Source organism: Phormidium tenue FACHB-1052, assembly GCF_014696675.1.
Lineage (GTDB): Bacteria > Cyanobacteriota > Cyanobacteriia > Phormidesmidales > Phormidesmidaceae > Nodosilinea > Nodosilinea tenuis_A.
The window spans coordinates 22,174-48,321 of record NZ_JACJQN010000025.1 but is presented as its reverse complement, the minus strand read 5'-3'; the positions used below and the strand labels follow the sequence as shown (position 1 = coordinate 48,321).

Annotated in this window: 25 protein-coding genes and 1 tRNA gene; 15 read left to right on the top strand and 11 right to left on the bottom strand. The window is 56.2% G+C overall.

Features of this window, described 5'->3' with window-relative positions; translation table 11 throughout:
• Window positions 1–17 precede the first annotated feature (17 nt).
• Window positions 18–191, bottom strand: a complete 174-nt coding sequence (locus H6G07_RS26130) for a hypothetical protein (protein ID WP_199312408.1) — start codon at window positions 189–191, stop codon at window positions 18–20.
• Between the two features lie 408 nt (window positions 192–599).
• Between H6G07_RS26130 and H6G07_RS24150 the strand changes: the two genes are divergently transcribed.
• The 4 genes from H6G07_RS24150 (at window position 600) to H6G07_RS24135 (ending at window position 3,470) form a co-directional block, all read left to right on the top strand.
• A tRNA-Ala gene (locus H6G07_RS24150) sits at window positions 600–667 on the top strand.
• A gap of 310 nt (window positions 668–977) precedes the next feature.
• Window positions 978–1,343, top strand: a complete 366-nt coding sequence (locus H6G07_RS24145; protein WP_073610879.1) for an EamA family transporter — start codon at window positions 978–980, stop codon at window positions 1,341–1,343.
• Between the two features lie 157 nt (window positions 1,344–1,500).
• Window positions 1,501–2,121 (top strand): nucleotide-binding protein, encoded by a 621-nt coding sequence (locus H6G07_RS24140; RefSeq protein ID WP_073610878.1) that lies wholly within the window; start codon window positions 1,501–1,503, stop codon window positions 2,119–2,121.
• Between the two features lie 230 nt (window positions 2,122–2,351).
• Window positions 2,352–3,470 carry a site-2 protease family protein gene (locus H6G07_RS24135; RefSeq protein ID WP_073610877.1) on the top strand — a complete coding sequence of 373 codons (1,119 nt, stop codon included), beginning with the start codon at window positions 2,352–2,354 and terminating at the stop codon, window positions 3,468–3,470.
• A 173-nt stretch (window positions 3,471–3,643) separates the two neighbouring features.
• Here H6G07_RS24135 and H6G07_RS26780 read toward each other — a convergent pair whose 3' ends face one another.
• Together H6G07_RS26780 and cimA are read right to left on the bottom strand one after the other, a co-directional pair.
• Window positions 3,644–4,009 carry a DnaJ domain-containing protein gene (locus H6G07_RS26780; RefSeq protein ID WP_073610876.1) on the bottom strand — a complete coding sequence of 122 codons (366 nt, stop codon included), beginning with the start codon at window positions 4,007–4,009 and terminating at the stop codon, window positions 3,644–3,646.
• Between the two features lie 75 nt (window positions 4,010–4,084).
• Window positions 4,085–5,830 (bottom strand): citramalate synthase, encoded by a 1,746-nt coding sequence (gene cimA / locus H6G07_RS24125; protein WP_073610875.1) that lies wholly within the window; start codon window positions 5,828–5,830, stop codon window positions 4,085–4,087.
• 131 nt (window positions 5,831–5,961) lie between these two features.
• Here cimA and H6G07_RS24120 point away from each other — a divergent pair, with 131 nt between their 5' ends.
• The gene (locus H6G07_RS24120; RefSeq protein WP_073610874.1) at window positions 5,962–6,309 is read left to right on the top strand and encodes a 2Fe-2S iron-sulfur cluster-binding protein; all 348 of its coding nucleotides are present in this window, start codon (window positions 5,962–5,964) and stop codon (window positions 6,307–6,309) included.
• Between the two features lie 11 nt (window positions 6,310–6,320).
• Here H6G07_RS24120 and H6G07_RS24115 read toward each other — a convergent pair whose 3' ends face one another.
• From H6G07_RS24115 to patD, 4 genes are all read right to left on the bottom strand, one after another.
• Window positions 6,321–8,144, bottom strand: coding sequence for an alpha/beta hydrolase (locus H6G07_RS24115; protein ID WP_073610873.1), 1,824 nt, complete (start codon window positions 8,142–8,144; stop codon window positions 6,321–6,323).
• Between the two features lie 444 nt (window positions 8,145–8,588).
• Window positions 8,589–10,217, bottom strand: coding sequence for a dipeptide ABC transporter ATP-binding protein (locus H6G07_RS24110; RefSeq protein ID WP_073610906.1), 1,629 nt, complete (start codon window positions 10,215–10,217; stop codon window positions 8,589–8,591).
• Between the two features lie 134 nt (window positions 10,218–10,351).
• A complete protein-coding gene (locus tag H6G07_RS24105) occupies window positions 10,352–10,924 on the bottom strand; it encodes a TFIIB-type zinc ribbon-containing protein (RefSeq protein WP_073610872.1) in 573 nt (190 codons plus the stop codon).
• 62 nt (window positions 10,925–10,986) lie between these two features.
• Complete coding sequence (gene patD, locus H6G07_RS24100) at window positions 10,987–11,328, bottom strand: heterocyst frequency control protein PatD (protein WP_073610871.1); 342 nt, start codon at window positions 11,326–11,328, stop codon at window positions 10,987–10,989.
• A 460-nt stretch (window positions 11,329–11,788) separates the two neighbouring features.
• Here patD and H6G07_RS24095 point away from each other — a divergent pair, with 460 nt between their 5' ends.
• The 5 genes from H6G07_RS24095 (at window position 11,789) to H6G07_RS24075 (ending at window position 18,599) form a co-directional block, all read left to right on the top strand.
• Entirely contained in the window at window positions 11,789–14,074 is a 2,286-nt protein-coding gene (locus H6G07_RS24095) for a RelA/SpoT family protein (protein WP_073610870.1), read from the top strand.
• Between the two features lie 72 nt (window positions 14,075–14,146).
• Window positions 14,147–15,307: a 5-(carboxyamino)imidazole ribonucleotide synthase gene (locus tag H6G07_RS24090; protein WP_073610869.1), complete on the top strand. Its 1,161-nt coding sequence runs from the start codon at window positions 14,147–14,149 to the stop codon at window positions 15,305–15,307.
• A 57-nt stretch (window positions 15,308–15,364) separates the two neighbouring features.
• Window positions 15,365–15,886: a 2-oxo-4-hydroxy-4-carboxy-5-ureidoimidazoline decarboxylase gene (gene uraD, locus H6G07_RS24085; RefSeq protein ID WP_073610868.1), complete on the top strand. Its 522-nt coding sequence runs from the start codon at window positions 15,365–15,367 to the stop codon at window positions 15,884–15,886.
• Window positions 15,887–16,038: 152 nt separating this feature from the next.
• Complete coding sequence (locus H6G07_RS24080) at window positions 16,039–17,103, top strand: glycosyltransferase family 4 protein (RefSeq protein WP_073610867.1); 1,065 nt, start codon at window positions 16,039–16,041, stop codon at window positions 17,101–17,103.
• A gap of 323 nt (window positions 17,104–17,426) precedes the next feature.
• The gene (locus tag H6G07_RS24075; protein WP_073610866.1) at window positions 17,427–18,599 is read left to right on the top strand and encodes a glycosyltransferase; all 1,173 of its coding nucleotides are present in this window, start codon (window positions 17,427–17,429) and stop codon (window positions 18,597–18,599) included.
• On the opposite strand, the gene H6G07_RS24070 is transcribed toward H6G07_RS24075, so the two are convergent.
• Both H6G07_RS24070 and pdxA read right to left on the bottom strand, forming a co-directional pair.
• Window positions 18,586–20,325: an ABC-ATPase domain-containing protein gene (locus H6G07_RS24070; protein ID WP_073610865.1), complete on the bottom strand. Its 1,740-nt coding sequence runs from the start codon at window positions 20,323–20,325 to the stop codon at window positions 18,586–18,588. The genes H6G07_RS24075 and H6G07_RS24070 overlap by 14 nt on opposite strands.
• A 183-nt stretch (window positions 20,326–20,508) precedes the next feature.
• A complete protein-coding gene (gene pdxA / locus H6G07_RS24065) occupies window positions 20,509–21,582 on the bottom strand; it encodes a 4-hydroxythreonine-4-phosphate dehydrogenase PdxA (RefSeq protein ID WP_073610905.1) in 1,074 nt (357 codons plus the stop codon).
• Window positions 21,583–21,695: 113 nt separating this feature from the next.
• Here pdxA and petM point away from each other — a divergent pair, with 113 nt between their 5' ends.
• Complete coding sequence (gene petM, locus H6G07_RS24060) at window positions 21,696–21,800, top strand: cytochrome b6-f complex subunit PetM (RefSeq protein ID WP_073610864.1); 105 nt, start codon at window positions 21,696–21,698, stop codon at window positions 21,798–21,800.
• A gap of 76 nt (window positions 21,801–21,876) precedes the next feature.
• Window positions 21,877–22,833 carry an SDR family oxidoreductase gene (locus H6G07_RS24055; protein ID WP_073610863.1) on the top strand — a complete coding sequence of 319 codons (957 nt, stop codon included), beginning with the start codon at window positions 21,877–21,879 and terminating at the stop codon, window positions 22,831–22,833.
• Between the two features lie 95 nt (window positions 22,834–22,928).
• On the opposite strand, the gene H6G07_RS24050 is transcribed toward H6G07_RS24055, so the two are convergent.
• Both H6G07_RS24050 and H6G07_RS24045 read right to left on the bottom strand, forming a co-directional pair.
• Window positions 22,929–23,168, bottom strand: a complete 240-nt coding sequence (locus tag H6G07_RS24050; protein WP_073610862.1) for a DUF6737 family protein — start codon at window positions 23,166–23,168, stop codon at window positions 22,929–22,931.
• 139 nt (window positions 23,169–23,307) lie between these two features.
• Window positions 23,308–23,700 carry a Fur family transcriptional regulator gene (locus tag H6G07_RS24045; RefSeq protein WP_242026971.1) on the bottom strand — a complete coding sequence of 131 codons (393 nt, stop codon included), beginning with the start codon at window positions 23,698–23,700 and terminating at the stop codon, window positions 23,308–23,310.
• A gap of 275 nt (window positions 23,701–23,975) precedes the next feature.
• Between H6G07_RS24045 and H6G07_RS24040 the strand changes: the two genes are divergently transcribed.
• The 3 genes from H6G07_RS24040 (at window position 23,976) to nrtS (ending at window position 26,130) form a co-directional block, all read left to right on the top strand.
• On the top strand, window positions 23,976–24,557 hold the full coding sequence (locus H6G07_RS24040; RefSeq protein WP_073610860.1) for a peroxiredoxin: 582 nt from the start codon (window positions 23,976–23,978) through the stop codon (window positions 24,555–24,557).
• A gap of 233 nt (window positions 24,558–24,790) precedes the next feature.
• Complete coding sequence (locus tag H6G07_RS24035) at window positions 24,791–25,795, top strand: NAD(P)/FAD-dependent oxidoreductase (protein WP_073610859.1); 1,005 nt, start codon at window positions 24,791–24,793, stop codon at window positions 25,793–25,795.
• A 92-nt stretch (window positions 25,796–25,887) separates the two neighbouring features.
• Window positions 25,888–26,130, top strand: a complete 243-nt coding sequence (nrtS, locus tag H6G07_RS24030; RefSeq protein WP_073610858.1) for a nitrate/nitrite transporter NrtS — start codon at window positions 25,888–25,890, stop codon at window positions 26,128–26,130.
• Window positions 26,131–26,148: the final 18 nt, after the last annotated feature.

The following is a 26,148-nucleotide window of genomic DNA, read 5'->3' as shown; positions in this document are numbered from 1 at the left end:
CGGTAGGCGAAAGGCAGCTAGAAAGCACGGGTCGCCGTAGCGGCTTTATCTTTACCGTTGTAAGTATCGTGGATCAGCCAAGAGTAGGTGATGCCATTGGGAGAGGTGCGATCGGGCTCAAAGATGAAGCGCACTCTTGGTTTATTTTTGGAAGAGCCGTCGGAGGAGGATGCAGAAGGCCTTCTAGGCATGGTGTTCTTTTACAGATAGTGCAGGTCTTGTTTTAACTAGAGCACCTTTCTGAGTGAATTGTAGCGCCTCAAAGCTGAGATGATGCTGCTTCTTCATTAGACTTGCTCAGGCACTCACTAGCCGAGCGGATTCAGTGCGGAATCAGGCATTATTTTTGCTTCAGCACCCCTTCTACACCGTTATTTTGCTCACCGAAAGGCATGTCCAATAATGACCAAAAGCACCTAACGACAAGGATTTTGGGTACCGCACTGGGTACTTTTACATAACTTTACTCGGCGAGTGAAAGGCTTACCTACCCTTGTTTCCAGGTATCGCAGGCTTCTACCTGGGCACTCAAAAAGTGGCTTGGGCACTCGTTTGGGCACTCAGATTTTGACGTAGAAGCTGCAAAGCCCTTATATCAAAGGCTTTAAGGACTAGGGACACTGCGATCGCACCGCAGAGGTCAGGAGTTCGAATCTCCTATTCTCCATTCTCTCAAACCCATACAGGTCAAGGGTTGTATTGCCCATCAACAAGGTAATTTAGAGCCTTGCTAAGTGTTTGAGTTCAAGAGCAGTTATGCCAATAGTGTGGTCACGCCCGTCATCGCCTGCCCGGGGCAGACTCAGGTGATTCCGTTAGTCGCTGAATTTGTCTGACCGCAAGATGGGTATGACAAATAGGACTGCGAAGCATGCCGCCGCCAAAATAGGAACCGCTGGTTTTCGCTGGGCCTAAAGTCAGTTAAGATACGCCCCTAGGGCGCGAGTGTCACCCCGATTTGCCCTAAGGAAGCCTCCATGATTATTCAAGAATTTGCTCTGCTGTTGGTAGCGGTAATGGCCAGTGCCCTAGGGCAGCTATTTCTTAAAGTTGGGGCATTGCAGCTGGGCGAGGTCACTGGTGCCAACGCCTTCAAACACATTTTGAGCATTGCCACTACCCCAGCGCTGATGGCCGGGCTGATGGCCTACGGTGTGGGAGCGGTTCTCTATATTTTGGTTCTCACCCGAGTCAACCTCAGCGTAGCTGCCCCAGCCTCATCGATGATTTATTTAGCCTCGGTGTTGATTGGGGTAGTGGTGTTTAAAGAAGATCTCTCCCTGGGTGGGCTGGTGGGGGTAGGGTTAATTATGGGCGGTGTAGTTCTAGTTGTCTCCCCATAGCTGAGCTAGGTTAAGACGGAGCCATTGGCAAAAGCTCAGGGTGGGAGTTCGGCCCCCCAGCGGTGGCCTTTGATAGCGGACGGGCCAACACCGACAATACGATCAGCCCTGGCATTTGCTGCTGGGTTTGACTTTTGCAACGCGCTGAATCCCTGCCATGATTGTGACCGTAGCCAGCTTTAAAGGAGGCGTGGGCAAGACAACTACTGCCATTCACCTGGCTGCCTTTTTGCAGGGCTATACCGAAACCCTGTTGATCGACGCCGACCCCAACCGGTCAGCCCTAGCCTGGGCCAGCCGAGGTGAGCTGCCTTTCTTAGTAGTTGATCAATGGCAGGCGAGGGATCTTCCCACTCCCCACGGCCATGTGGTGATCGATACCCAGGCCCGTCCCATTGCCGACGACCTGGCCCTGCTGGCGGACGCCTGTGATCTGCTGGTGCTGCCCAGTACTCCCGACATTTTGGCCCTCGACGCCCTGGCCCTCATGGTGGAACATCTGGCAGGGCTACCGGTAGCCCCCTTCCGCATTTTGCTGACCATGATTCCCCCTTACCCAAGCCGAGCTGGAGCCGAGGTGCGAACCCTGTTGATGAGCACCGGCCTACCGCTGTTTGCGGGCGGTATTCGCCGCTATAGCGCCTTTCAAAAAGCGGCCCTGGCCGGTACGGTGGTCTACGACGTGAAAGACCCGAAGGCTGAGGTGGGCTGGCAGGATTATGTTGCCGTTGGGAAAGAGATCCTGGCCTATGGGATGAGGGTCGGGGGTGAGAGGTGAGGAGAGGGGGGTGAGGAGAGGGGGAAGTCTTTAGGGTCTTGCTTTTATGTCTTAGCTTGGCTTCCTCACCTCCCTCACCCTCTCTACGCCAACCCGCCCCAATCTCTTCGGTTCTCACCACCTTTGACAGATTAGAGAGTCGTTAACAGTTCGTTACAATAAAGTCATCGGATAGGGAATGCGTCTCAAGATTACGCCTCTGTCCTCAAGTTTTAATTACGAGGTGCCCTATGAATGGCAACTTACGGGTGGGGAATCTATTTGGCATTCCCTTTTATGTAAATGTGTCTTGGTTTTTGGTGCTGGCCTTGGTGACATGGCAGTACGGTAGTGGTTTAGCGACGGCATTTCCCTATCTGAGTGGATCGTTGCCCTGGGTGCTGGGGCTGGGGGCGGCGCTCACGCTGTTTGCCTCGGTACTGGCCCACGAGCTGGGGCACAGCTTTGCGGCGATGAAGCAGGGAATTGGTGTCAACTCGATTACGCTGTTTTTGTTCGGCGGTTTGGCGGCACTAGAGAAAGAATCTGAGACGCCAAAGGGGGCATTTTGGGTAGCGATCGCAGGCCCCCTGGTCAGCTTTGCCCTGTTTGGCCTCTTCTCGATTGCTGGGTTAGTATTGCCCCTCTCTGGCCCAATCGCAGGCATTGTGTCGCTGCTAGCCTACATTAACCTGGCTTTGGGTGCCTTTAACCTGATCCCCGGCCTGCCGCTGGATGGTGGCAACGTGCTGAAGTCAATTGTATGGAAGATTACAGGTCAGCCCCACAAGGGTCTGGTATTTGCCAGCCGCACGGGTCAACTGCTGGGCTGGACGGCGATCGCCCTGGGCATTGGCTCCGTTCTGGGTCTCAGCTCGGTGGGTAGCGTTTGGACGCTGCTGATCGGTGTGTTTCTGCTGCAAAATGCCAACCGCAGTGCGCAGTTTGGTACGGTGCAGGGTCGATTGGCTGGCCTGACGGCGCAAGATGCCCTGGCGCAAGACAGCCCGGTTGTGGAGACCACTATGTCTCTGCGGGAGTTTGCCGACAACGCTCTATTAGCAGCTCCTTCGGCCTGGCGCAAGTTTTTGGTGGCCGACGAAACCGGCCTGCTGGTGGGTACGGTGCTGGTTGATGCCCTCAAGCAGGTGCCTCGCGAGCAGTGGGCCGAGACCACCGTGGCGGCCATCATGGAATCGGCTGGTGACATTGTGACCGTGGGTGCTGAGCAACCGCTGATGGAGGTCATTAAGACCTTGGAGACCCGGAAAATTCAAGCGCTGGCGGTGATTGGTAACGATGGCTCTCTGGCGGGTCTGCTAGAAAAGACCTCGATTCAAGCGCTGTTGCAGTCGCCCCAGGCGGCTTAGCCACTGCTTAAGCAGAGTAGAAAGCGCCTCAACTCAAACGCAGATCAGATTTGTCTGGTCTGCGTTTTTTGCGATCGGGTTTCAGAATGTTGGACTGTGAACCACTAGGGTTTAGGCAGGTGTTTGTTGGCAGCCCTAAGCAACCTACATTCTGCTAGAGAGTGGCCAAAACTCTAGCTATAGCGGTTTAGGAGATCTCCGAGCAAGTCTTCGAAGCGGCCAAAGCGACCAAACTCCATTTCGTCAAAGTCATCGTTTTGCCTGCTGTCGGAGTGGTTTGTGGTCGTATACCCTTTTTCGGCCTTTTTCCAGTAGGCACCATAGCGATCGTACTGGATGCGTTTCGCCGGGTCTGAGAGCACTTCGTAAGCTTCGTTTAGGGCTTTAAATTGCTCTACCGCTGCCGCATCGCTAGGGTTAAGGTCGGGGTGAAGCTGACGGGCTAGTTTTCGATAGGCCTGTTTGATGGTCAGCAGGCTCGCCTGTCGATTTACCTTCAAGACCGCATAGTAATCTGTCGATTCTGGGGGAGTTGGCATCGTTTTGCTGTCTGATTGACCGCTGGCGAAAACTCAGCTTTGTCTTCTTCACTATACTGGACAGGACAATCGGACCTACTCAAAGCCCAGCTCTTGCTTGAGCTTAGCCAGAGCCGTTTCACGGGTCTTTTGCAAAGCCATGTCGGCATCAAAGCGATCGATTTCACCGCCGATCGCACAGTGAGGGCGCGCAGTTTCCATCATCAGACCGTATTCCAGCCCCTCGGTGACGGCTTGGTATGAGGCTTCGATGATGTTGGTCGAAACCCCCAGGGTCGTCCAGCGCTGAGCACCGTTGCTCGACTCTACCAGCACCCGCGTCTTTGCTGCCGTGCCCGCGCCGCTGTCGATGATCCGCACCTTGTAGTCGGAGAGGTGAAAGTTCGCGATCGCCGGGTAAAAGGTCAGCAGCGCCTTCCGCAGAGCCGTGTCTAGCGCCGCCACTGGCCCGTTGCCCTCCGCCGCCGCCAGAATTTCTTCCTCGCCCACCATGACTTTGATCGTGGCCAGCGATTGGCTGCTGTGGTCGTCACCGTTGCCCTGGTGCTGGCAGTTAATGTAGAAGCCTTTGAGGTCAAAGAAGCGGGGGCGATCGCCCAACGCCTCCCGCATTAGCAGCTCAAAGCTGGCCTCGGCGGCCTCAAACTGGTAGCCCTCGTGCTCTAAGGCTTTAAGCCGGGTGAGCAACTGACGCGAGGCCGGGTTGTGGCGATCGAGTTCTAGGCCAAAACTGCGGGCCTTGACCAGCACATTGCTCAGCCCCGCCTGATCCGACACCACAATGCGGCGGCTGTTGCCCACGGTGGCCGGGTCGATGTGCTCATAGGTTTTGGGCTCGCGCTCCACGGCGCTGACGTGAATGCCGCCTTTGTGGGCAAAGGCCGATCGCCCCACGTAGGGCGCGTGGTCGTCGGGGGCCAGATTCACTACCTCGCTGATAAAGCGGCTGGTTTCGGCCAGGGTCTCTAGCCGGGCCGGGGCGATGCAGGGGTAGCCCAGCTTAATTTGCAAATTTGGAATCAGCGTGCAGAGGTTGGCGTTGCCGCAGCGCTCACCGTAGCCGTTGATCGTGCCCTGCACCATGGTAGCCCCAGCCTCCACTGCCGCCATCGCATTGGCCACCGCCGTGCCGCTGTCGTTGTGGGTGTGAATGCCCAACTGGGGCCGGGGTTCTGGAAACTGCTGGAGCCAGGTATGGACAGCAGTCACAATTGCGCCGACTTCGTGGGGCAGGGTGCCGCCGTTGGTGTCGCACAGCGCTAGCCACTCGGCCCCGGCGTTGACCGCCGCTTCGAGGGTTTCTAGGGCGTAGTCAGGGTTGGCCTTATAGCCATCAAACCAGTGTTCGGCGTCGTAGATGATCCGGCGGCCCTGGCTGCGAAAGTAGCGAATGGTGTCGTCAATCATGGCCAGGTTTTCGGCCAGGGTGGTTTGCAGGCCGGTGGTGACATGCAAATCCCAGGATTTGCCAAAGAGGGTGATCCACTCGGTGCCGGCGGCCAGCACCGGCTGGAGCATTGGCTCTTCGGCGGCGACTTTGCCGGGGCGGCGAGTCGAGCAAAAGGCGGTGATGCTGGCCTGGGTGAGGGGAGTTTCTTTGAGCTGCCAGAAAAACTGTACATCCTTGGGATTGGCCCCCGGCCAACCGCCTTCGATAAAGGGCACCCCCAGCGCATCGAGCCGTCGCGCAATCCGCAGTTTGTCTTCGATCGACAGGGCCAGCCCCTCTCGCTGGGCACCATCCCTGAGGGTGGTGTCGTAAATATGAATGGGCGGGCGTTGCCCCTCAGGGGTCGGGTGCCTATCGCGCTGTTCAACCATAGCCAGTGGTGCCCTAGGGAATATCTGTAGTATCACAGTTATCTAGAGTAAGCCCTGGGCCAGGAATGCTTGAGAACACCGAGGCGATCGCGTTATAAAACGTAGATATTCTTTGTCTGCCAGGAAATGCCATGCCCACCGTCACCGCCCAAGGAAAGACCATGCAGTGCGAGGCCGGGGCCAATCTGCGTCAGGTTTTGCTGGCCCATGGCGTCGATCTCTACAACGGTCAGGCAAAGGTGATCAACTGCCGCAGTCTTGGCACCTGCGGCACCTGCGCAGTGGCGATCGAGGGCGACGTTTCAGCAGCTAACTGGAAAGACAAAGCGCGGCGATCGCTGCCTCCCCACGACCCGCAGCGCAACCTACGCCTCGCCTGCCAAACTCAGGTGTTGGGCGATATCACCGTCACCAAATACGACGGCTTTTGGGGCCAGGGGAAACAGGTGGTTTGGGCCTCAACCCATGATCCGGGCTAGAGATCTCAGCACTACACATCAGCATCAATAGTCTCCAGCATCTCAGCCTTGGTGCCTTCCAAATTGCCTCCCTGAATGCTGACCCGATAGCAAACCGGCGACAGATGCCCCTGAATGCTGCGACTCTGGCAGGCCAGATGCAGCTGGCTCAACGCCACCTGAGCGTCAGCATCAAAGGTTTGCAGATAGCCATCAAAGCCCAAAAACGCTAGCCCATAGAGGAGCTGCTGGCTAAACTGACCTTGAAAATAGCCGCCGTGCACATCGCGTTTGCCCAGCGCGTAGTCGAGGGTCAGCAAAAAATAGTCCCAGGGTTTGAGAATTGCATGACCCAGGGCGCGGGTCAAAATGCCGGTGGGTTTAGCCGAGCAGGTATTGGTGTTGGGGTCGTATTTAAAGTCGACATAGTCGGTGCAGTCAAAGTAGGTAAAAAAGTCAGCTACGCTAGCACGATTACTGTCCCCAGAAGCCTGTGCTTTAAACAAAGAAGCCATGGTCACCACACCCCGCTTTTGAAAGCGTTCATAGGTTAAAAATAGTTGCTCCATAACGTTGTTATTAGACCGAGCGATCGCCTCGTCAATGGGCAAAGTTGGAGAAAAGTCTTGGTCTAATGAAGCCAGATTAATCAGCCCGTAATCATCCACTCCTCCATGGGTATTTTGTAGCGCCACATTGCCGAGTCGATAGCCCCGTGCCTCAGTTCGGCTAGGAAACGCGATGTAATTTGCGGTGGTAGAAGCCGTGCGCAGAGCAATATCGCCCTCGCTACTAAACAGATACGATTCCGAAAACCGCCGCAGAGAAGAGGCCAAAAAATTGGCTCGGCTAGAGACAATGGTGAGCACTGGAATATCGGGCGAGGCGAGGATCAAACGCCCTAGGCTAAATACATCGCCAACGTGGTCATCGGGGCATTTTTCGATCGATGCGGTGTCAAATACATCTGACAGAATGCGCACTACGTTGGTGACTACAAACGCACCCATGCTGTGGCCAATAAAGCTCAGCCTCACCTTGTTTTGCGATCGCCGCTGCCAATAGCCCCGGGCCTGGGCGATCGCATTTAGATCATCAGCCTCACCCACCGTATTGGGAAACATCTCGGCGGCGGTGCGCTTGACAATCGCTTGATCAATCTGGCGTAGCAGTTCTACTAGATCTAACACCCCAAAGTTATTGGCTCGGTAGCTGTCGCGAAAGTACACCACCAGCCGCAGCACCACCAGAGCCAGCATCAGCATGCCCAGCACAAAAAGCAGCACGAGAAATAGACTGAGCACAAAGCCTCCAATCGTCTCCCCAAAGGCTGTCAGCTCAATCAGCAGCAGGGCCAGGGCACAGAATCCGCCAGTTATAAACACATCGCGGGGCAGCGGCGGCAGGGCTTGCAGAGCCTGCAAAATTTTCTTAGGGTTGCGCAGAGCGACATTCTCGGAGGGCCAGCGGTAGCCCACAAACACTCGGTTGGTCTGGACTGCGATCGCCGGGTCGTGCCGATTGATGTATTTGAAAATATTTTTGTACCAAGCTTCTACCCCGTCTCGACTGGTGTTATAACCATGGACGGTAATCACCAGTTCAGCCGCTCCATCGGCGGAGCTGGCCATCATCCGGTGCAGGTGGTCAGCAATGTCGTTGATGCCTTGGGCCGCCTGCTGCTGAATGGTCTCGCTGGCTTCTTCAGCTTCTTCAATGTTGGGTGGAGCACTACTCATCACAAAGTAGCCCGGAATTTTGCCCTCAACACCGCTGGCATCATCCATATCCACAATAGCGGCCAGGCTCTCTTGCTGAAAGACAAATTTTTGAATAATAAAGGGAAGCTGTTGCATGGATGCCCTGAAAAACTATAACGGAGGAATTCCAAGAGAGTAACCGAAAGTCTGGGCTTTGGAGTCTGGCGGTTCACGAAAAGTAGGCTACGGCAGGGCTAAACTTGTTTGCCAAAGAACCGCCAAAGTCTCTAATACCAAATCCTGCATGAATATCCCCGGCTTGTTAGGAGCGTAGCAGGCTACGCCCCTATGGGGTTCCTGATTATAAATCGGGGCTTACCCATTCGGATTGCGTATAAATTCCCTATGCTTTACAGTTGAGAAATATAGCTATAAAGACAGAAACCGAGCCATGGTTGTAGCTAATCTAATAGAATCTAATAGAGATGCCTCTCCTCAAATACTGAGAATTTTGAGGGTTTCTTGATAGCCTGACCAACACAATCTTGGCTATAGTCTTTGCCAAAATTTTAGTTAAGTTTGACACGGCAACCAGGTTGTCTAGGCTCCCTTAGCCAGCACTGGGGCGGCTTGCAATAGGGTTTGCGTGTAGGGGTGCTGGGGCGATTCAAACAGCGTTTTAGTGGGAGCAATTTCCACAATTTTGCCCTGCTGCATGACGGCAATGCGATCGCACATAAACCGCGCCACCCATAGGTCGTGGGTAATAAATAGATAGGTAAGATCAAACTCATGCTTGAGGGCAATCATCAGATCGAGCACCTGGGTTTGCACCGTGGCGTCGAGCATGCTCACCGGCTCATCGCAGATCACCAGCTTGGGATGGGTGATCAGGGCACGGGCGATCGCCACCCGCTGCTGCTGCCCCCCCGACAGATCGCCGGGAAAGCGGTTGAAATAGTCGGCGGTGGGGTTGAGGCTGACGCGGGCGAGCATGTCGTGGGCCTGCTTTTCGGCCTCAGCGACCGTGGCCAGACCGTGGATCAGCAGTGGGTCGGCGATGCTCTTGCCCACGGTCATCATTGGGTTGAGGCAGGCATGGGGGTCTTGAAACACCATTTGCAGCTGTCGCCGCTGCTGCCGCATGGCCTCGCGGGAGAGGGTAGTGAGGTCGGTGCCACAAAACTCTACCTGCCCGGCGGTGGGCTTGACCAGTTGCAGAATGGTGCGCGACAGGGTGCTCTTGCCGCAGCCCGATTCGCCCACCAGCCCCACCACCTCGCCAGGGTAAATCTCTAGCGTCACCCCGTCCACCGCCTTGATCACCTTGGACTCCTGACCACCGAGCAGCCGGGCGATCGGGTTGGCCTCTAGGGTGTAGTGCTGCTTTACATCCGTCAGCCGCAAAATGGGTTTTACAGCGGTGGCGGTGTAGAACAGTCCCTCGGCCTGCTGCATTTGCAGGGCCGACTCCACTAGCGATCGCGTATAGCTATGCTTAGGGTTTTGAAATACCGTAGCCGCCGTGCCCTCTTCCACCACCCGGCCTTCGTACATGACGGCGACGCGATCGCAGTATTCCGCCACCAGCGACAGGTCATGGGAGATCAGCACCAGGGCCGTGCCCAGCTCGTCGCACAGCCGCGTCAGCTCATCGAGAATCTGGGCCGACACCGTTACATCTAGGCTGGTGGTGGGCTCGTCGGCGATGATCAGCTTGGGCTCTAGAATCATCGCCAGGGCGATCGCCACCCGCTGACGCATGCCACCGCTAAACTCGTGGGGGTACTGGCCAAAGCGGTTAGGGGGAATATTGACTTTTTCTAGAACGGCGATCGCCCGCGCCTTGGCTTCACCGTAGGACACCTCAGGGCGATGGGCACGCAGCGTCTCTACGCAGTGGTCGCCGATGGTCATCAACGGATTGAGCCGCGTCATCGGATCTTGAAAGACTAGGGCGATCGCCTCACCTCGAAACTGCCGCAGCCGCTGAGGGCCAAAGTCAATCACCGACTCGCCGTTAAACCACACCCGCCCCCCCAACTCCGTGGCCTTGGGCAACAGCCGCAGCGCCGCTCGCCCCAGGGTGCTCTTGCCGCAGCCCGACTCGCCCACCAGACCTAGCTTTTCCCCTGGCGACAGGTCTAAAGACACCCGATCCACCGCACGCGCTTCCTGGCCTGGGTAGGTGACCGAGAAGCTTTCGAGAGCAAGCAGGGAGTCTGGCATGGAGGGGTAGGGGGTGGATGGGTAAGGGAGGCGGTAGTAGCGAATTGGGGTGGTGCGAAAAATGCAGACCGGAGAGGGCAAATGCCTGTGTCAGTGATCTAACCCATCACCCGTCTACCCATCCACCCATCCACTCACTGATCCACCCGCCGCATCAAATACGCCACCCCGAAATCCCCGTTGGGGTGCTGCTCTAACAGGTCAGCCAGCTCAAACACGCGCTGGGCAACATCGGGGCCTAGCTTGTCAATGGTGGCCAGTTTTTCTCGTTCGGTGTGCTCTAGCTCACGCACCTGGGCTTGCCAATCGGCAGAAAAAATATAGTTGATGTGGGCCTGCAAATCGAGCTGCTGCAAGACCTCCCACTCACCGCCATCGCACCAGATGCCGTTGCAATTGGGGCAGCGCTCGACGTAAAACGACCCTTGGGGCAGGGTAATGCGCCCTCGCACCAAATAGCTGCGGCAGTCGAGGCACAGGGCCGCCCGGTTGTCGAGCGCGGCGGGCTGAAACGAGGTGCTCAGCGACAGAGGTAGCACCGCCACTTGAACCGGTTCCTCGGGATCATTCTGTTGCCTTTGCCAGTCCGCGTAGTTCTCCGGAGGAATCCAGCTGCCGCCACAGCTAGGGCAGCCATGGACCGCTAGCCCCGGTGCTAGCTGACTGTCTTGAAGGTCAATATCCCCTTCCTTTGGGCACTGATACAAAGCACCTACTCCCAACCATCAACCCAACGAACCCCTAATATTAAACCACCTAGGCTGGGGCGTTAAGTCGGTTTGGCGATCGCCTGCTCCAAAGCCTGGCAAAAGGTCAGCAACTGACCCAGTTTTTCCAGCATCTGCTGCTGCCGCTGCTGGGTTGTAGTCGACTGACGAGCCGTCTGCAAAAACGCCACATCCATCGCCAGCAGCCGCAGGGTGCGATTGATCTCAGTCAGCACGGGCTGGGCGCTGGGCAGATCTTCGCCCAGGGGCAGTATCTGCTGCTGAAACTGCTGCTGAGCCAGCAAAAACTGCGCCTGGAGTGAGTACCCGTCAGGATTGGCAGACTGCACTAGGTTAACTAAGGTTTGGAGGTGCGATCGCAGGGTTTCTAGGGCATTCTTCATGGATAGATCACCCCTTCAGGGCTATATCGGTAGCAGCTTGACAATAGTTTTACGATAGCTAGAGATAAATTGCCGATTCCCCTTATCGGGGACAAATGTTAAGGTTAATACATAACTATCCATCAACCCCCAGTCAGCTTTAAGTATTTATTGCGGCCTGGGCTGTCGATGGGATTTTTCTCAAAGTTATGGTGTAGGTTATTTCTATCTCGGCGAGCTACTTTGTTGTGGCCCCATTACATGGCCTCTTGACAGAACGCTTGTACGATTTCTGTTTGTTTTTTTAATCCAATTCAAACGGGTCGGTAGGCGTCCTTAGCTGTCTTGAGGCGCTTCTACTTTATTAAAAATCTATCTTTTTGAGTCTTGTCTAGACTTGAATACAGTGTTCAAATACAAATTCCTGTTTTTGGCAATTTTCTAGTCCATCCGCAATCCCTGATAGGTCACTGGCACTCTTATGACTGCAACAGTTCATCCACCCCTACCCGATGACTGCACCCTGCCCGGTTGGCTCGAAACTTGCGTGCTAACCCACCACGATGACAGTCAAGATGACCCGGCCCGAGACCCGGAGGATAAATCCAACAACCTGTTGGTGTGCCAGGCCTTTGAGTTTGCTTACACCCTGCACAAGGGGCAGTACCGCGCCTCGGGCGAGCCCTACATTTGTCACCCCATCGCCGTAGCCGGGCTGCTGCGCGACCTAGGCGGCGATAGCGCCATGATTGCCTCTGGCTTTCTTCACGACATTGTCGAAGACACCGACATTACTCCCGAAGAACTGGAAGGCCATTTTGGCGATGAGGTGCGACAGCTGGTAGAAGGGGTCACCAAGCTTTCGAAGTTTAATTTTGAGAGCAAAACCGAGCGCCAGGCCGAAAATTTTCGCCGTATGTTCTTGGCCATGGCCCAGGATATTCGGGTGATTGTGGTGAAGCTGGCCGATCGCCTCCACAACATGCGCACCCTGGAGCATCTCAGCGACGAAAAACGCCGCCGCATTGCCCGCGAAACCATGGAGATCTTTGCGCCCCTGGCCAACCGCCTGGGGATTGGCCGTTTCAAGTGGGAACTGGAAGATCTGTCATTTAAATATTTAGAGCCCGACGCCTACCGCCAAATGCAGCGCCACGTCACCGAAAAGCGAGCCGATCGCGAGGCGCGGCTGGTGCAGGTAGCCGAAACCCTGCGCCAACGCATGCACCAGTCTGAAATTCAGGTAGTCGATGTCAACAGTCGCCCCAAGCATCTTTACGGCATCTACCGCAAAATGGAGCGGCAGCAAAAAGACTTTAGCGAAATCTACGACATTGCTGCCATTCGCTTGATTGTGGGCACCAACGAAGACTGCTATCGCGCCCTGGCTATTGTCCACGACGCCTTTCGGCCCATCCCCGGTCGGTTTAAAGACTACATTGGCCTGCCCAAGCCCAACCGCTACCAGTCGCTACACACGGTGGTAATTGGCCCCAAGGGTAAGCCGATTGAGGTGCAGATTCGCACCCTTGAGATGCACCACATCGCCGAGTACGGCATCGCCGCCCACTGGAAGTACAAAGAAACCGGCGCTTCCACCAACACCCGCATCAACGCCGACGACGAAAAATTTACCTGGCTGCGGCAGCTCTTGGAGTGGCAAAACGATCTTAAGGATGCCAAGGAATTTCTCGAAAACGTTAAGGGCAATCTATTTGACGAAGACGTCTACGTCTTCACCCCCGACGGCGATGTGGTGCCGTTGAGCCGGGGGGCAACGTCCGTAGATTTTGCCTACCGCATTCACACCGAGGTGGGCAACCACTGCGCCGGGGCCAGGGTGAATGGTCGCATCGTCACCCTCGACACGCCGCTAGAGAATGGCGACATCGTTGAAATCATTACCCAAAAGAATAGCCACCCCAGTCTCGACTGGCTCAATTTTGTCGTCACCCCCAGTGCCCGCAACCGCATTCGCCAGTGGTATAAGCGATCGCACCGCGACGAAAATATTGCCCGAGGCCGCGACATGCTCGAAAAAGAGCTGGGCCGCACCGGCTTCGACGCCCTGCTCAAGTCTGAACCCGCCCAGTTGGCCGCCGAGCGCTGCAATTACCAGAGCGTCGACGACTTTCTGGCCGGGCTAGGCTACGGCGAGGTGACGCTTAATTCGTTTGTCAACCGCCTGCGGGAGGCCGTCAAAGCCAAGCAGCCCCTAGAGACGCTGTCGTCTGAGTCGTCACTGCAAGACTCTGATCGGTTTTTGGCCGGGGCTGTTGCCAACCCCCATCGCCCCCGCCCCGTCCCCTCTAAAGATCCAATTTTGGGAATTGAGGGGCTGGTGCACCACATTGCGGGCTGCTGTAACCCGCTGCCCGGCGAACCGATTATGGGCAGCGTATCGTTGGGTAGCCGGGGTATCGCCATCCACCGCCAGGGTTGCCCTAATCTGGCCGATATTCCGGGCGATCGCATCATTCCCGTCAGCTGGAACCCGGTTGACCAGAGCGGATCTCGCCACACCTACCCGGTGGAGGTGCGCATTGAGGTGATCGATCGCGTGGGTGTGCTCAAAGACATTCTCTCCCACCTGTCAGACCTGCAAATCAACGTCCACAAGGCCCAGGTCAAAACCTTCCCCGGCCAAACCGCCGAGATCGATCTGGGGCTCGACGTCAAAGACCATGCCCACCTGGAGCAAACCTTTGGGCAAATTCGCAAGATGACCGACGTGCTCAAAATTCGCCGCATGAGTCAGGTCGCCTAAGGTTATTGATCAACAGAATATTCTGTTGAAGCGCCGTAGGATAATGTGGGTTTGCACAACGGTAGGCGCACCATGGAGCAGGCAACCCCCAACCCAATTCAGCGAGTCGGTGTCATTGGCGGCGGCCAGCTCGCCTGGATGATGGGGCCAGCGGCGCAGCAGCTCGGTCTAGAGCTGGTGGTGCAGACGCCCCAGGATACCGATCCTGCCGTGGCGATCGCCCAATCCACCCTCTTGGCCCCCGTGGCCGATGTCGCCGCCACCGCCGCCCTCGCGGCCCAGTGCGATGTGATTACCTTTGAGAACGAGTTTATCGACTGCGAGGGGCTTCAAGCTCTGGCGCAAGAGGGCGCTGTCTTTCGCCCTGGCCTAGACGTGCTGGCCCTGGTGCTCGACAAGCGCCACCAGAGAGAATTTTTTGAGCGCATTGGCCTGCCCAACCCCCGCTACGACTTTCTAGAGGGCGACGAAAGCGACGCCGAACTCACCGCCAGGGCCGAGGCGATCGGCTTTCCGCTGGTGATGAAAACCCGCCGCCTGGGTTACGACGGCTACGGCACCTCAGTGATTAAAGACGCGGCCCAGCTCAGCGCCACCTGGGACAAGCTCGACCACACCCCCGTGCTGCTTGAAGAATTTGTGCCCTTTCAGCAGGAGCTAGCCGTCATGGTGGCCCGTTCTGCCCAGGGCGATATTGCCGTTTACCCCACCGTAGAGACCCAGCAGGTTGATCAAATCTGCCGCCGCGTCTTTGCCCCGGCCAGGGTGAGAGACGGGGTCGCCAGCCGCCTAGAGGGCATTGCCCGTACCCTGGTCGAAGCGCTTGAGCTAGTGGGCATCGTCGGCATCGAGTGCTTTCTCACCACGGACGACCGGCTGCTCATCAATGAAATTGCCCCCCGCACCCACAACTCGGGCCACTACAGTCTCGATGCCTGCGCGACCTCCCAGTTTGAGCAACAGCTGCGGGCGGTGAGCGATCGCCCCCTCGGCCCCACCGCGCTCAACTGCCCCCAGGCCGTCATGGTCAATCTGCTGGGCCTAGACGAATCTGAAGCCAGCCACCACCAGAAGCTTGAGACCCTGAAACAATGGCCTGAAGCTACCCTTTACTGGTACAACAAAGCCATTCGCCCCGGACGCAAGCTGGGGCACATTACCCTGCGGCTCGATGCCAATGCAGAGCCCAGGGATGCTGCCGCCGCGATCGAGGCCGTCTGGTACGGTGCCTAACCCCTCACTCCCTACTCACCTACCGGCCAACGCGTTTAGGACAGCACCCGTTCACCTATGCCCTACACCCTAGACCAGCTCAATGCCATGGCCGAGGCCGACTTTGTCGCCGCCATCGGCCCCGCCTTTGAAGACACCCCGGCGATCGCCGCCCAAGTCTGGGCCCAGCGCCCCTTTACCTCGGTGGCTGACCTGCACCAGCGCATGGTAAAGGTCGCCCAAGCCCTCTCGACAGCAGACAAACTAGCCTTGATTAAGGCTCACCCCGACCTGGGCGCGCGGGTGACCATGGCAGAGGCCTCCGTGGCAGAACAGAGCAAAGCCGGTCTCAACACCTTGAGCGCCGAGGAGTACGAACTCTTTCAGCGCCTCAATTTAGGCTATAAAAACAAGTTTGGTTTTCCGTTTATTTTGGCGGTAGCAGGCCATACAAAAACCTCTATTTTGGCAAACTTTAGCCAGCGATTACGCAATTCTACGGACGAGGAAATCGCGACGGCCCTGTTAGAAATCGAAACAATTGCGCGATCGCGCCTAGAGGCTTGGATTCAGAGCAGTTTCAGCTCTAACATTCCATAGATCGCCCTTCGAGGTTTACTAAACCCTTAAAATGAATCCAGTTAGGTGAAAAGTACACTAGGTATTAACTCTAGTAGGCTGAGACCGCAGACTTAACGGTTATATGTTGTACATAGTTAAATTACCTACTGCCAGCTAATGGGGTTGTATTTATGAAGTGGGCGATCGCTGCACCTTTTTTTGACCTTGAGAATATAAAAACGGCTAACTGGCTAGAGCCTTTTGTGCCAGGCAACGACCACAAGTTTCAGCTCATTCCGCGGCAAAAGCCGCTGCCCAAGTGGCACGATCGCAAATCAAAATTCACCCCCATCGGCGACTGGTTCATCTACATGCGGCAGGCGGCTGACGCCCTCAACTCTGATACCGACGGCATTATTACGGTCTTTCCGCAGGTGGCATCGGCCGTTGGCCTTCAGCAAATGGTGCGGTTTTCTAACAAGCCGGTGGTGGCCTGGCTGTTTAACGTGGGCACCTGTAGCACGGGTCTTCGGCGCAAGCTAGCTCAGATGAGCCTTGGCAACATTGACTATTTTGTCGTGCACACCCGCCGCGAGATTGACATCTACAGCGAGTGGCTCGGACTGCCCGCCGACCGATTTGAGTTTCTGCCCTATCAGGTGCCCGATATTCCTATCGAGTACGAAGAAGACCGAGATACGCCCTTCATTGCTTCCCTCGGGTCGGCCCACCGCGACTTTCCAACCCTGTTTGAAGCGGTTAAAAAGCTCAATATTAAAACCGTGGTCGCCACGGGCAAAGGTGCCGTTGAGGGCATGAGCATCCCTGAGCAGGTCGAGCTACCCTTTGGCATTAGTAAAGCTGAGTGCTTGCGCTTGGGCCAGCAGGCCCGGCTGAATGTTGTGCCGCTACAGCCCAAAGAGGGTGTGACGGCTGCCGGACAAGTCACCCTTGTGGAAGCCATGATTATGGGGCGTCCGCTCATTGTGACCAACTTCTACGGTGCCGAAGACTACATCATCCATGGCGAAACTGGGTGGCTCGTCGAGCCCAACTCTTTAGAGAGCATGACTGAGGCCATCGATCTTTTGTGGCACGACGACGCACTGCGCCAAAAACTCGGTGAGAACGCCCGCGCCTACGCCCAAGAGCATTTTTCTGACCCTTGTGCAGGGCGACATTTAGAACGCATTCTCAATCAAGTCGCTGAAGCGAGAAAGATCCCTAGCAACCCCAAACTCCAGTGGGCAAAGTAGGCTTAATTAGGTCTGAAGACTGACATCGCCAATCTGAAATTGCCCCCATATAGAGTCAGTTATCAGAAATCAGACTAGCTAATCGCTATTTTCTAGATTCTGCCCAAGCATGCCTAAGCCCCCACGGCGCATAGGTAAGGTTTTCAATTGCATCTCCACTGCATCTCCGCCCTGGCCAAACACCTTTAGAGTTGAGCAAGCTAGATTATAAATTAGCTGTGATTTGATTCACAGCTAATTTAGGGTAGCCAACGTCTTGTTGATGGCCAGGTGATATTGAGAAAAACATTCGTTTGCAATAACACCTTATTTTACTAAATGCTATGGTTTACTCAGAATCCGATTCTTCAGGAAAGTTCCATATTGTAACCAGCACCAAGTTTGATTTTGATCAGTTTATCGATCGGGCGGCCCAGGGCAAAGGGCCTCGACACACCGTTTTACAACTCCAGGATGCTTTAGAGGCCCAAATTCATCAGCCTGATTTTAATGAACTTAGCGTAGTCAAGTCTATTCAGGCCAAAATTCCTCAAAAACTATATTCAAAGCGATTGTTTCGACGAGTGGGTCGCAAACTGCCGTCCTTGTTTCTAGCTAAAGAAATTTTGGATCAGGTCAAGCCGGAAGATACTATCTACTGCTGTGGCGAAGATGTGGCAATGCCGCTTGCTCTGCTTTTATTATTTAGGGTAAATCGGCCCCGCCTAGTCACTAGCGTTATGTTTCCAGAAAGGCGATCGTTTAGGCTAATTTTTCATACGCTTAAGCTCTATCGCTTGATTCACACCTTCGCTGTCAACACCGGATTGAAGGCAAAAACGCTGAAGAAAATGTTCAATCTGGCCAATAATCAGGTTGTCATTCTGCGGGAGCAGACCGATAAACAATTTTTCTTCCCTGAGGCGGGCACCATGGCTAAGCCCCGCCCGCTGATTGGCAGTGCAGGTCTAGAACAGCGAGATTATATTACTCTGGCGGCGGCAACCCAAGACCTCGACCTCGATGTCAGAGTTTGCGCCGTCTCGCCAAATGCCTCGTCTAAACAGCAGCGCCGCATTCCAAAATCTGTGCCCCAAAATATGGAGATGCGGCATTTTGACTGGGTCGAACTGCGCGATTTGTACCGCAGTGCCGATATTACAGTTGTTTGCTTGGTCGAGAATGTGATTGCGGCGGGGTTAACCACGCTGATGGAAGCGATGGCTTGTTGCCGCCCCGTAATTATTACCAAAACGGTGGGTTTGGCCACAGAACTGGCAGACCTGGATCTCGTCTGGGGTGTTGAACCAGGCGATGTCCAGGGTTTGCGAACTTGTATTGAGTATGTTTTGGCCCATCCTGAAGAGGCAGAGGCCAAAGCTAAACGGGCCTATCAATATTTCTTAGCCAACCACACTAGCGAAGCGCAGGTAGAACAGCTAACTCAGCTGCTACGTCGGGTTGCAGCGGGAATACCTGTAGACAGCCTTGAACCTGCCAATCCTAAGCTGGCTTAGAAGTTGGGATTGGATTGGGCGATCTGGTGGTTTTGAGGGTGCGCAGCCGGTTGAGGCTCGCAGCTAGCTCTAGACCGCGAAACCCAACCAGGTCGCCCATGGGCCAATCGGTCAGACAGTCGAGCCCATACTGATCGAGGTCGGCCATGACGGCGGTGATGACCTCAAGCAGTGGTGTGGTTGAGGTCATGCGGTAGCGCTGGGCGTAGACGATCGCCGCTGCGATCGCCCGCACCTGCCCTGGCTCCACCAGTTGATCTATCGCCGATAGATCAATCGCCTCGGTGCCAATCTGGAGTTGATCCACATCCCGCACCCTGAGCTTGACGCTGCGCTTGCCCTGGCTAGGGTCAATGCTATCGGGCTGAATGATGCGGGGCGTGAGGCTGCCGAAACCCTGACCGCCTTCGCGATCGCGCTCTGTCTTAAACTCTACCGCGATCGCCTTGGCCCGCTCAGTCACATCTTGCGGGCAAAACTCATCCATGGCGATGACGGTATCGGACACATCAAAGTAGTCGCCGCTGCCCCCCATCACCAGCACGGTAGAGATGCCGTAGTCGGTGTAGAGCTGCCGCACCTTATCGATGAAGGGGGTGATCGGCTCGCGATCCTTAGCAATTAGCGCCTGCATGCGGCGATCGCGAATCATGAAGTTCGTCGCTGAGGTGTCTTCATCCACCAGCAGCGCCGTCGCTCCCGCCTCGATCGCCTCAATCATGTTGGCAGCTTGGGAGGTGCTGCCGCTAGCGTTGGGCGTGGAAAAATTTTGCGTCGATTTGCCTTGGGGCAAACTGCCAATGAACGGTGAAATATTCACCCCCGCAATGCTGCGGCCATCCTCGGCCCGCACTTTAACTGCTGCTGAATCCGTCACCACCTGGTGCCGCCCATCACCGGGAATATGGTTGTATACTCCCATCTCGATCGCCCGCAGCAGGGTCGATTTGCCGTGATAGCCGCCCCCCACAATTAGGGTAATACCCGCAGGAATGCCCATTCCTGTCACCGCCCCTGCATGGGGACAGCGCAACGTCACCCGCAGCGATTCGGGGGCTGTGAAGGGAACGGCCTGAGCCACCAGGGGGCGCTCATCCACGCCGCTGCGCCGGGGCAAAATGGCACCATCGGCGACAAAGGCAACTAGGTTGTGGGCCGAGAGCTGCGATCGCAGCGCCTCCGCATCCTCCGCCGTATCGGCGTGGTGCTGAATCTGTGCCCCATCCAACGCGCTGTAAAACAAGGTTTTCTCAACCAAATCGGGCACAGCCTGACACAACAACTCCGCCGCCTGCCGCCCCGCAATCCGCCGCCCAAAGGCAGGCAACCCCACAGTAAACCTTAGCTCCACGGCCTCCTCCGTTACCCTGGCCGCACTGCGATTGAGCATGGCCTGGCTGGGCCGCACAATGCCAATCAATCCACTTTTGCCCGAACCTGACTGGTGCTGGCGAACCTGAGTTGCCCGGTAAAATTCACGGGTAAGGTAGTCAGCTAGGGCGATCGCCCGACAGGGCAACTCCCACAAACTCTTGGGAAACCCCGCCACCGCCTGCGGTACCACCACCCGCACCCGACTCGGAGCCGCAAAGGGGTCTCCCTGCACATGGTCAATGTGCATCACAAAATGACCAAAGTCATACTCCCCCTTGATCGCCTTATACGCTCCATAGCCCTGACCATCCAAGCGATGGAGTTGGTCATGGAGGTCGTTGGAAGTCGTCATACCCACCGCAGATGCCATCAACCCTAGTACGTTACCGCACGCACCGTGGAAGATGTGCCAGACAAACCTGTTCTAAGTTCCAGGTCTAAGTTTTGAACTTTGAATTTTGAATTCATACCCCGCATCAAAAACTCAACCCTCAAAATTAATCACCCAAAACTCCCCTACCTCCCCCACTCTCCCTCACCTCCGACTGTTCATCACCGCCACCGCTACCTCCATCGCCGCCACCATACTATTAGCATCGGCAATCCCCTGCCCCGCAATGTCAAATGCCGTCCCGTGGTCGGGCGAAGTTCGAACAAAGGGCAGGCCCACCGTCGTATTCACCGCCCGATCAAAGGCCATCAGCTTCACTGGAATTAGCCCCTGATCGTGATAGAGAGCCAGGTAGGCGTCGTGGGCCGTTTCTAGCGCCCTTCCCTCGGTGCCAAACCAGGCCTGCCCAGGGCGCACCCACATCGTATCGGGAGGAATCGGGCCATCGAGCTGCACCTGGGGATAGCGCTGGCGCTGAACCTCCAGCCAGGGGATGAGCCAGTCCACCTCTTCGCGGCCTAGTTGCCCGCCTTCACCACTGTGCGGGTTGAGGCCCGCCACGGCAATGCGGGGCTGCGTCAGGCCAAAGTCTTGTTTTAGGCTGTGAACTAGCAGATCGAGCTTTTGGGTGAGCAGCGCTGGTGTCAGCACCTCCGGCACCTGGCGCAGGGGGATGTGGGTAGTAGCCAGCAATGCGCGCAGCCACCAGCCGGTGTGGGGCGACTGGGCCACAAAGGCCATGCCAAAGCGATCGCACCCTGCTCCCTCAGCCAAAAGTTCTGTCTGGCCAGGATAGTGGTGCCCAGCCGCTTTCCACGCCGATTTAGCGATCGGCCCGGTGACGATCGCATCGTACTGCCCCGCTACAGCGCCCTCAATGGCGGCTTGCAGATAGGCAAAACTGGCGGCCCCGGTAGCGGCGCTGGCCTGGCCAAAGGTCACCGTTTCTAAAGACAGCGGCGGCGCAATATCCACAAAATCTAGAGAGTCCAAGTTCGGTAGCGGCCCGGCATAGAGAGATTGCTGGAGAGCACCCAGGGCTTGGTGCAGGAGCGATCGCGTGCCCAGCACGGTAATGGCTGCGATCGCCGACCAATCCCTCGCCCTCAGCGCCTTGAGAATCACTTCAGGGCCAATGCCCGCCGGATCGCCCAGGGGAATCGCTAAGCGAGGGCGCGACGCAGACAGGCTCGACAGCGAGGTTTGGCGGATAGTCATAGCGCAGGGGGTGATACCAATCTGGTCTAAAATGAGGGCGGCCAGGGGATAAGCCATTCCCCGGCGGGCTGGGCAACTGGCTCAATTACTATAGTGCTGTGGAAGGAGAGCGTATGGGCGGCGAAATTTTTAATACGGCGATCATTATCTTTACCCTGACCCTATTGGGCCTGGGAATTGGGTTTTTGCTGCTGCGGGTGCAGGGCGGCGAAGAGTAGATTTGGCTCTAGGGGTGTAACCAGTGGAGCCATCTGATATTCTTAGAGGAAGTTAAACTTTTGTATCAATTCCCTCATGAAAGTATTGGTCGTTGGCGCTACTGGCACCCTTGGCAGGCAAATTGCCCGCCGTGCCCTGGATGAGGGGCACGAAGTTCGTTGCCTGGTGAGGAGCGCCCAGCGAGCCGCCTTTCTGCGAGAGTGGGGGGTAGAGCTAGTGCGGGGCAACCTCTCCAAGCCTGAGACGCTGCCCCCTGCCCTAGAGGGTGTTGATGCAGTCATCGACGCGTCTACAGCCCGGCCCTCTGAGTCGGTCATGCAGGTTGATTGGCAGGGCAAGGTCAATTTGATTAAAGCCACCCGCGACGCGGGCATCAAGCGGTTCATCTTTCTCTCCATTCTAAACTCCGACAAGTTTCCCCACGTGCCGCTGATGAACGTCAAGCGCTGCACTGAAAAATTTTTGGCCGAGTCAGGGCTCAACTACACCATCTTGCAGCCCTGCGGCTTCCTCCAGGGGCTCATTGGCCAGTACGCCATACCCATCCTCGAAAAGCAGCCGATCTGGGTGATGGGCGAAGCGGCCCCCATTGCCTATATGGATACCCAAGATATTGCCCGGTTTGCAGTCAAGGCGCTCTCGGTGCCCGAAACGGAGAACCGCAGCTTTCCCCTGGCGGGCACCCGCGCCTGGGGTGCATACGAAATCATGCGCCTGTGCGAGCGCAAGTGTGGTCAAGAGGCTAGGGTCTCGCGCATTTCCCTGGAGCTGCTGCGGGCGATTCGCAAGGTGGCTCAGTTCTTTCAGTGGGGCTGGAACTTTGCCGATCGCCTCGCCTTTGTAGAAGTCGTTGCCGGTAGTCAGCCCCTTGATGCCCCCATGGACGAGGTCTACCAGGTGTTTGGCATTCCTAAGGAAGAAATCACCACCCTCGAAGACTATATGCAAGAGTACTTCAGCCGCATTATGAAAAAGCTGAAGGAACTCGACTACGACAGCGAAAAAGCCAGCAAGAAAAAGCTGCCCTTTTAGGTATTGCTTTATGCATGACCTGATGTTGTTGCTGTATGGGCAGCAATGTCAGGTGCCTACCAATCGGGATCGATCTGTCAAAAAGATTAGTGAGGTTACTGATCAACCGGCGGAGCATCTAGATAGCCCGCTTCGCGCATGAGGCGCGGCCAGAGTAGCAAGAAAAAACCCATCCATACGCCAATGGGAGCTGCAACCAGGGCCGTCAGCCAGAGACGGTGGAGCAGCAGCCAGCTACCGCCCACGATCGCAACCCCCGTCAGCACAATTGACCAGGGCTGACACCACCAGGGTTTCATCTGCCAGGGGCTGGTGATCGGGGTGGGGGTAGTCATAGTTTTGTGCCAATTTTAGGTTTTGGATTTGCGATTTTGGAGCGGGTTAGCCCCGACATTCTATGGCTTGCTTAGCAGCAGTTTATCGCCTGTGCCGGTCGCCCAGACCAAAATCCAAAATCGCAAACCTAAAATTGCCCTACTCAGGCTGACAGCGATCGCACACACCCCGCACCGTCACCTCATAGCCCTCGACTTGCCAGCGAGGGCTGAGGGTTTGCAGGTTGACGCTAGCTAGGGTTTCCCAAGGAATGTCGGCGATCGCCCCACAGATCTGACAGCGAAAGTGGTGATGCGGCCCCACATTGGCGTCGTAGCGGCACACCCCCTCTTCGAGCAGCACCTCGCGCACGAGGTTGGCACCGCGCAGCGCTTGCAGCGAGCTATAGACCGTCGCCTGGGACGAAGTCGGGGCGTCTTGGTTGAGATCGTGGAGAATATCGTCGGCGGTGGGGTGGTCGCAGCGGCCCAGCAGGTTGGCATACACGGCAAAGCGCTGGGGGGTGACGCGCAGCCCCCGAGACTTCAGCATAGTGACGATTTGATCCGCTTGGGACAACATTTTCCCTGGCTCCAGAACTCCAGCACTGCGACAGCCGCACCCAGCACAGGCAAAGGCTTGACATACCACAATAACCTACCCTTACCAGATTAGCATTCTCATCTAAGAATTAGTCTTGCTTTACAAAAAGTCTGATTTTTGAGTTAATATGCTTATTGAAGATTTCTTAACTCGGAATTATTCTGAGTTGAGCAGCGAAGGCTGGAAACGCAGTTAACTGTTGTAGAACTACGAAGAGGTAATTTATGGTTGCGCTTATTGCTACTGGACAGGTGCCCGACGTTACGTTTAAGACCCGCGTGCGGGACGAGTCTGTGGGCGGGCCTAACCCCTACCGCTGGCAAGATTTGACCACCAGCGATATCTTCGCTGGTAAGAAGGTCGTGGTGTTCTCGCTACCCGGTGCCTTTACCCCCACCTGCTCCTCTAACCACCTGCCCCGCTACGAAGAGCTGTACGAAGAGTTCAAGGCCCACGGCGTTGACGCTATCGTCTGCGTCTCCGTCAACGACGCCTTTGTGATGTTCCAGTGGGGCCAAAAGGTGGGCGCTAAAAACGTCTTCCTGCTGCCCGACGGCAACGGCGAGTTTACCCGCAAGATGGGCATGCTGGTTGACAAATCTAACCTGGGCTTTGGCATGCGCTCTTGGCGCTACTCCATGCTCGTCAACGACGGCAACATTGAAAAAATCTTTGTTGAGTCTGACTTTGGCGACAACTGCCCCATTGACCCCTTTGAAGTGTCTGATGCTGACACCATGATGGCCTACATCAAAGGCACCGAGTCGGCTGGGGTCTCTGAGCCTCGTTTAGCCTTCGTTGGCTAATTGCCCTCTGGCTCACCCTGGGTGAGTATTTAGGCAAAGGGGGTTGTCAAAATCCCCTTTGCCTTTTTAGATCGGGGGTCAAAGCGGGCAAAAGCTACAAGCCCTATCCGATTGACCTGTGTAGGTGTTCAACAATTCTCATTGCGATTTTTTCAAATCCTTTAGCCTAGAACCATGGCCTGATCTGTTCTTACCGCTTAGGCCGAGCGCAGTCCTCTCCATCAGTCACCGCTATGAAACTCTCCCGTCAAAATCTCCATGAACGGACAGACCAGGTTTACGATGCCATCGTGGTTGGCGGTGGCATGGGAGGGTTGTCAGCGGCTATTTATCTGGCCCGCTACGGTCTTAAATGTTTGGTGGTCGAAAAGGGCAAGGGGCGATCGCTGTGGATGCAGGAGGTGCGCAACGTGGTCGGTGTAGACCCCGATACCCCCGGTCGCAACATGCTCGTCCACGGAGCCAAGCAGGCGGTGGAATGGGGGGCCGACTACCTGCGCGGTTTCGTTGAAGACGTGGTTGACGAAGGCGACCATCTGGCGGTGCAGGTCAAAGTGGGTAAAGTTGACAGCATTTACCCCGTGTTTCGCGCCAAATATTTAATTGCGGCCTCCGGTGTGATCGATGTGCTGCCCCAGCTCGACGACATGCAGAATGTCTATGACTACGCAGGCTATACCCTACACGTCTGCATGATCTGCGATGGCTTTGACATGTGGGATCAAAAAGCGGTGCTAATCGCGGGCAAAGAGTCGCAGATCAACGCGGCCTTTGTGCTCGACTGGTTTACCCCCTACATTTCGGTGCTCACCCACGGCCTCTGCACCGTCGGCGACGAAATGCGGGCCAAGCTGGCCGACTACGGTTACCCCCTCTACGAAGCACCGATCGCCAAGTTCCTCGGCCAAAACCATAAGATGAGCGGCGTAGAGCTGACCGACGGCACCGTAGTCGAAGCCACCACTGGCTTGATCAACATGGGCTCGATCTACCACAACCAATACCTCAAGGGCATCCCTAGCCTGGAGTGGGATGGGGAAAATCTGGTCACGAACACGATGTGCCAAACCACCCACGATCGCATCTTTGCGATCGGCGATCTCAAGCAGGGCGTCAACCAGGTAACGGTGGCCGTTGCCGATGGCACCCTGGCCGCTACTCAAATCTGGCGCAACATTCGCCGCACCAGCCCCCCGCGCAAGTGGGAAGAGCGTCGCACGAAGGAACTGGTGTCCTAAGTCCGGCTCGTTCTCAGGGTTAGCCTTCTTCCTACCCCTTTCCCAGCGGAGAGGGGTTCTACTTAGTCAGCATCTCTACAGGCATCAACACCATGGAGGCAACGAAAGGTTACCTGGCAGCGCTAGTCACCCCCTACCTGGCGGTGCGCGGGTTGCGGGTTGCCCTGGTGATTGGCACGCTGTTGTTTGCCATTAACCACGGTGCGGCAGTGCGCAGCAATACCATGACCCGCTCCCGCTGGGTTTCTGCGGGGTTAACCTACCTGGTGCCCTACGCGGTGAGCATTCACGGGCAGTTTATGGGGCGAGGGGGCAGTAGGGGGCTCGAAAAGTAGGTGAGGGATCGGGCGTTG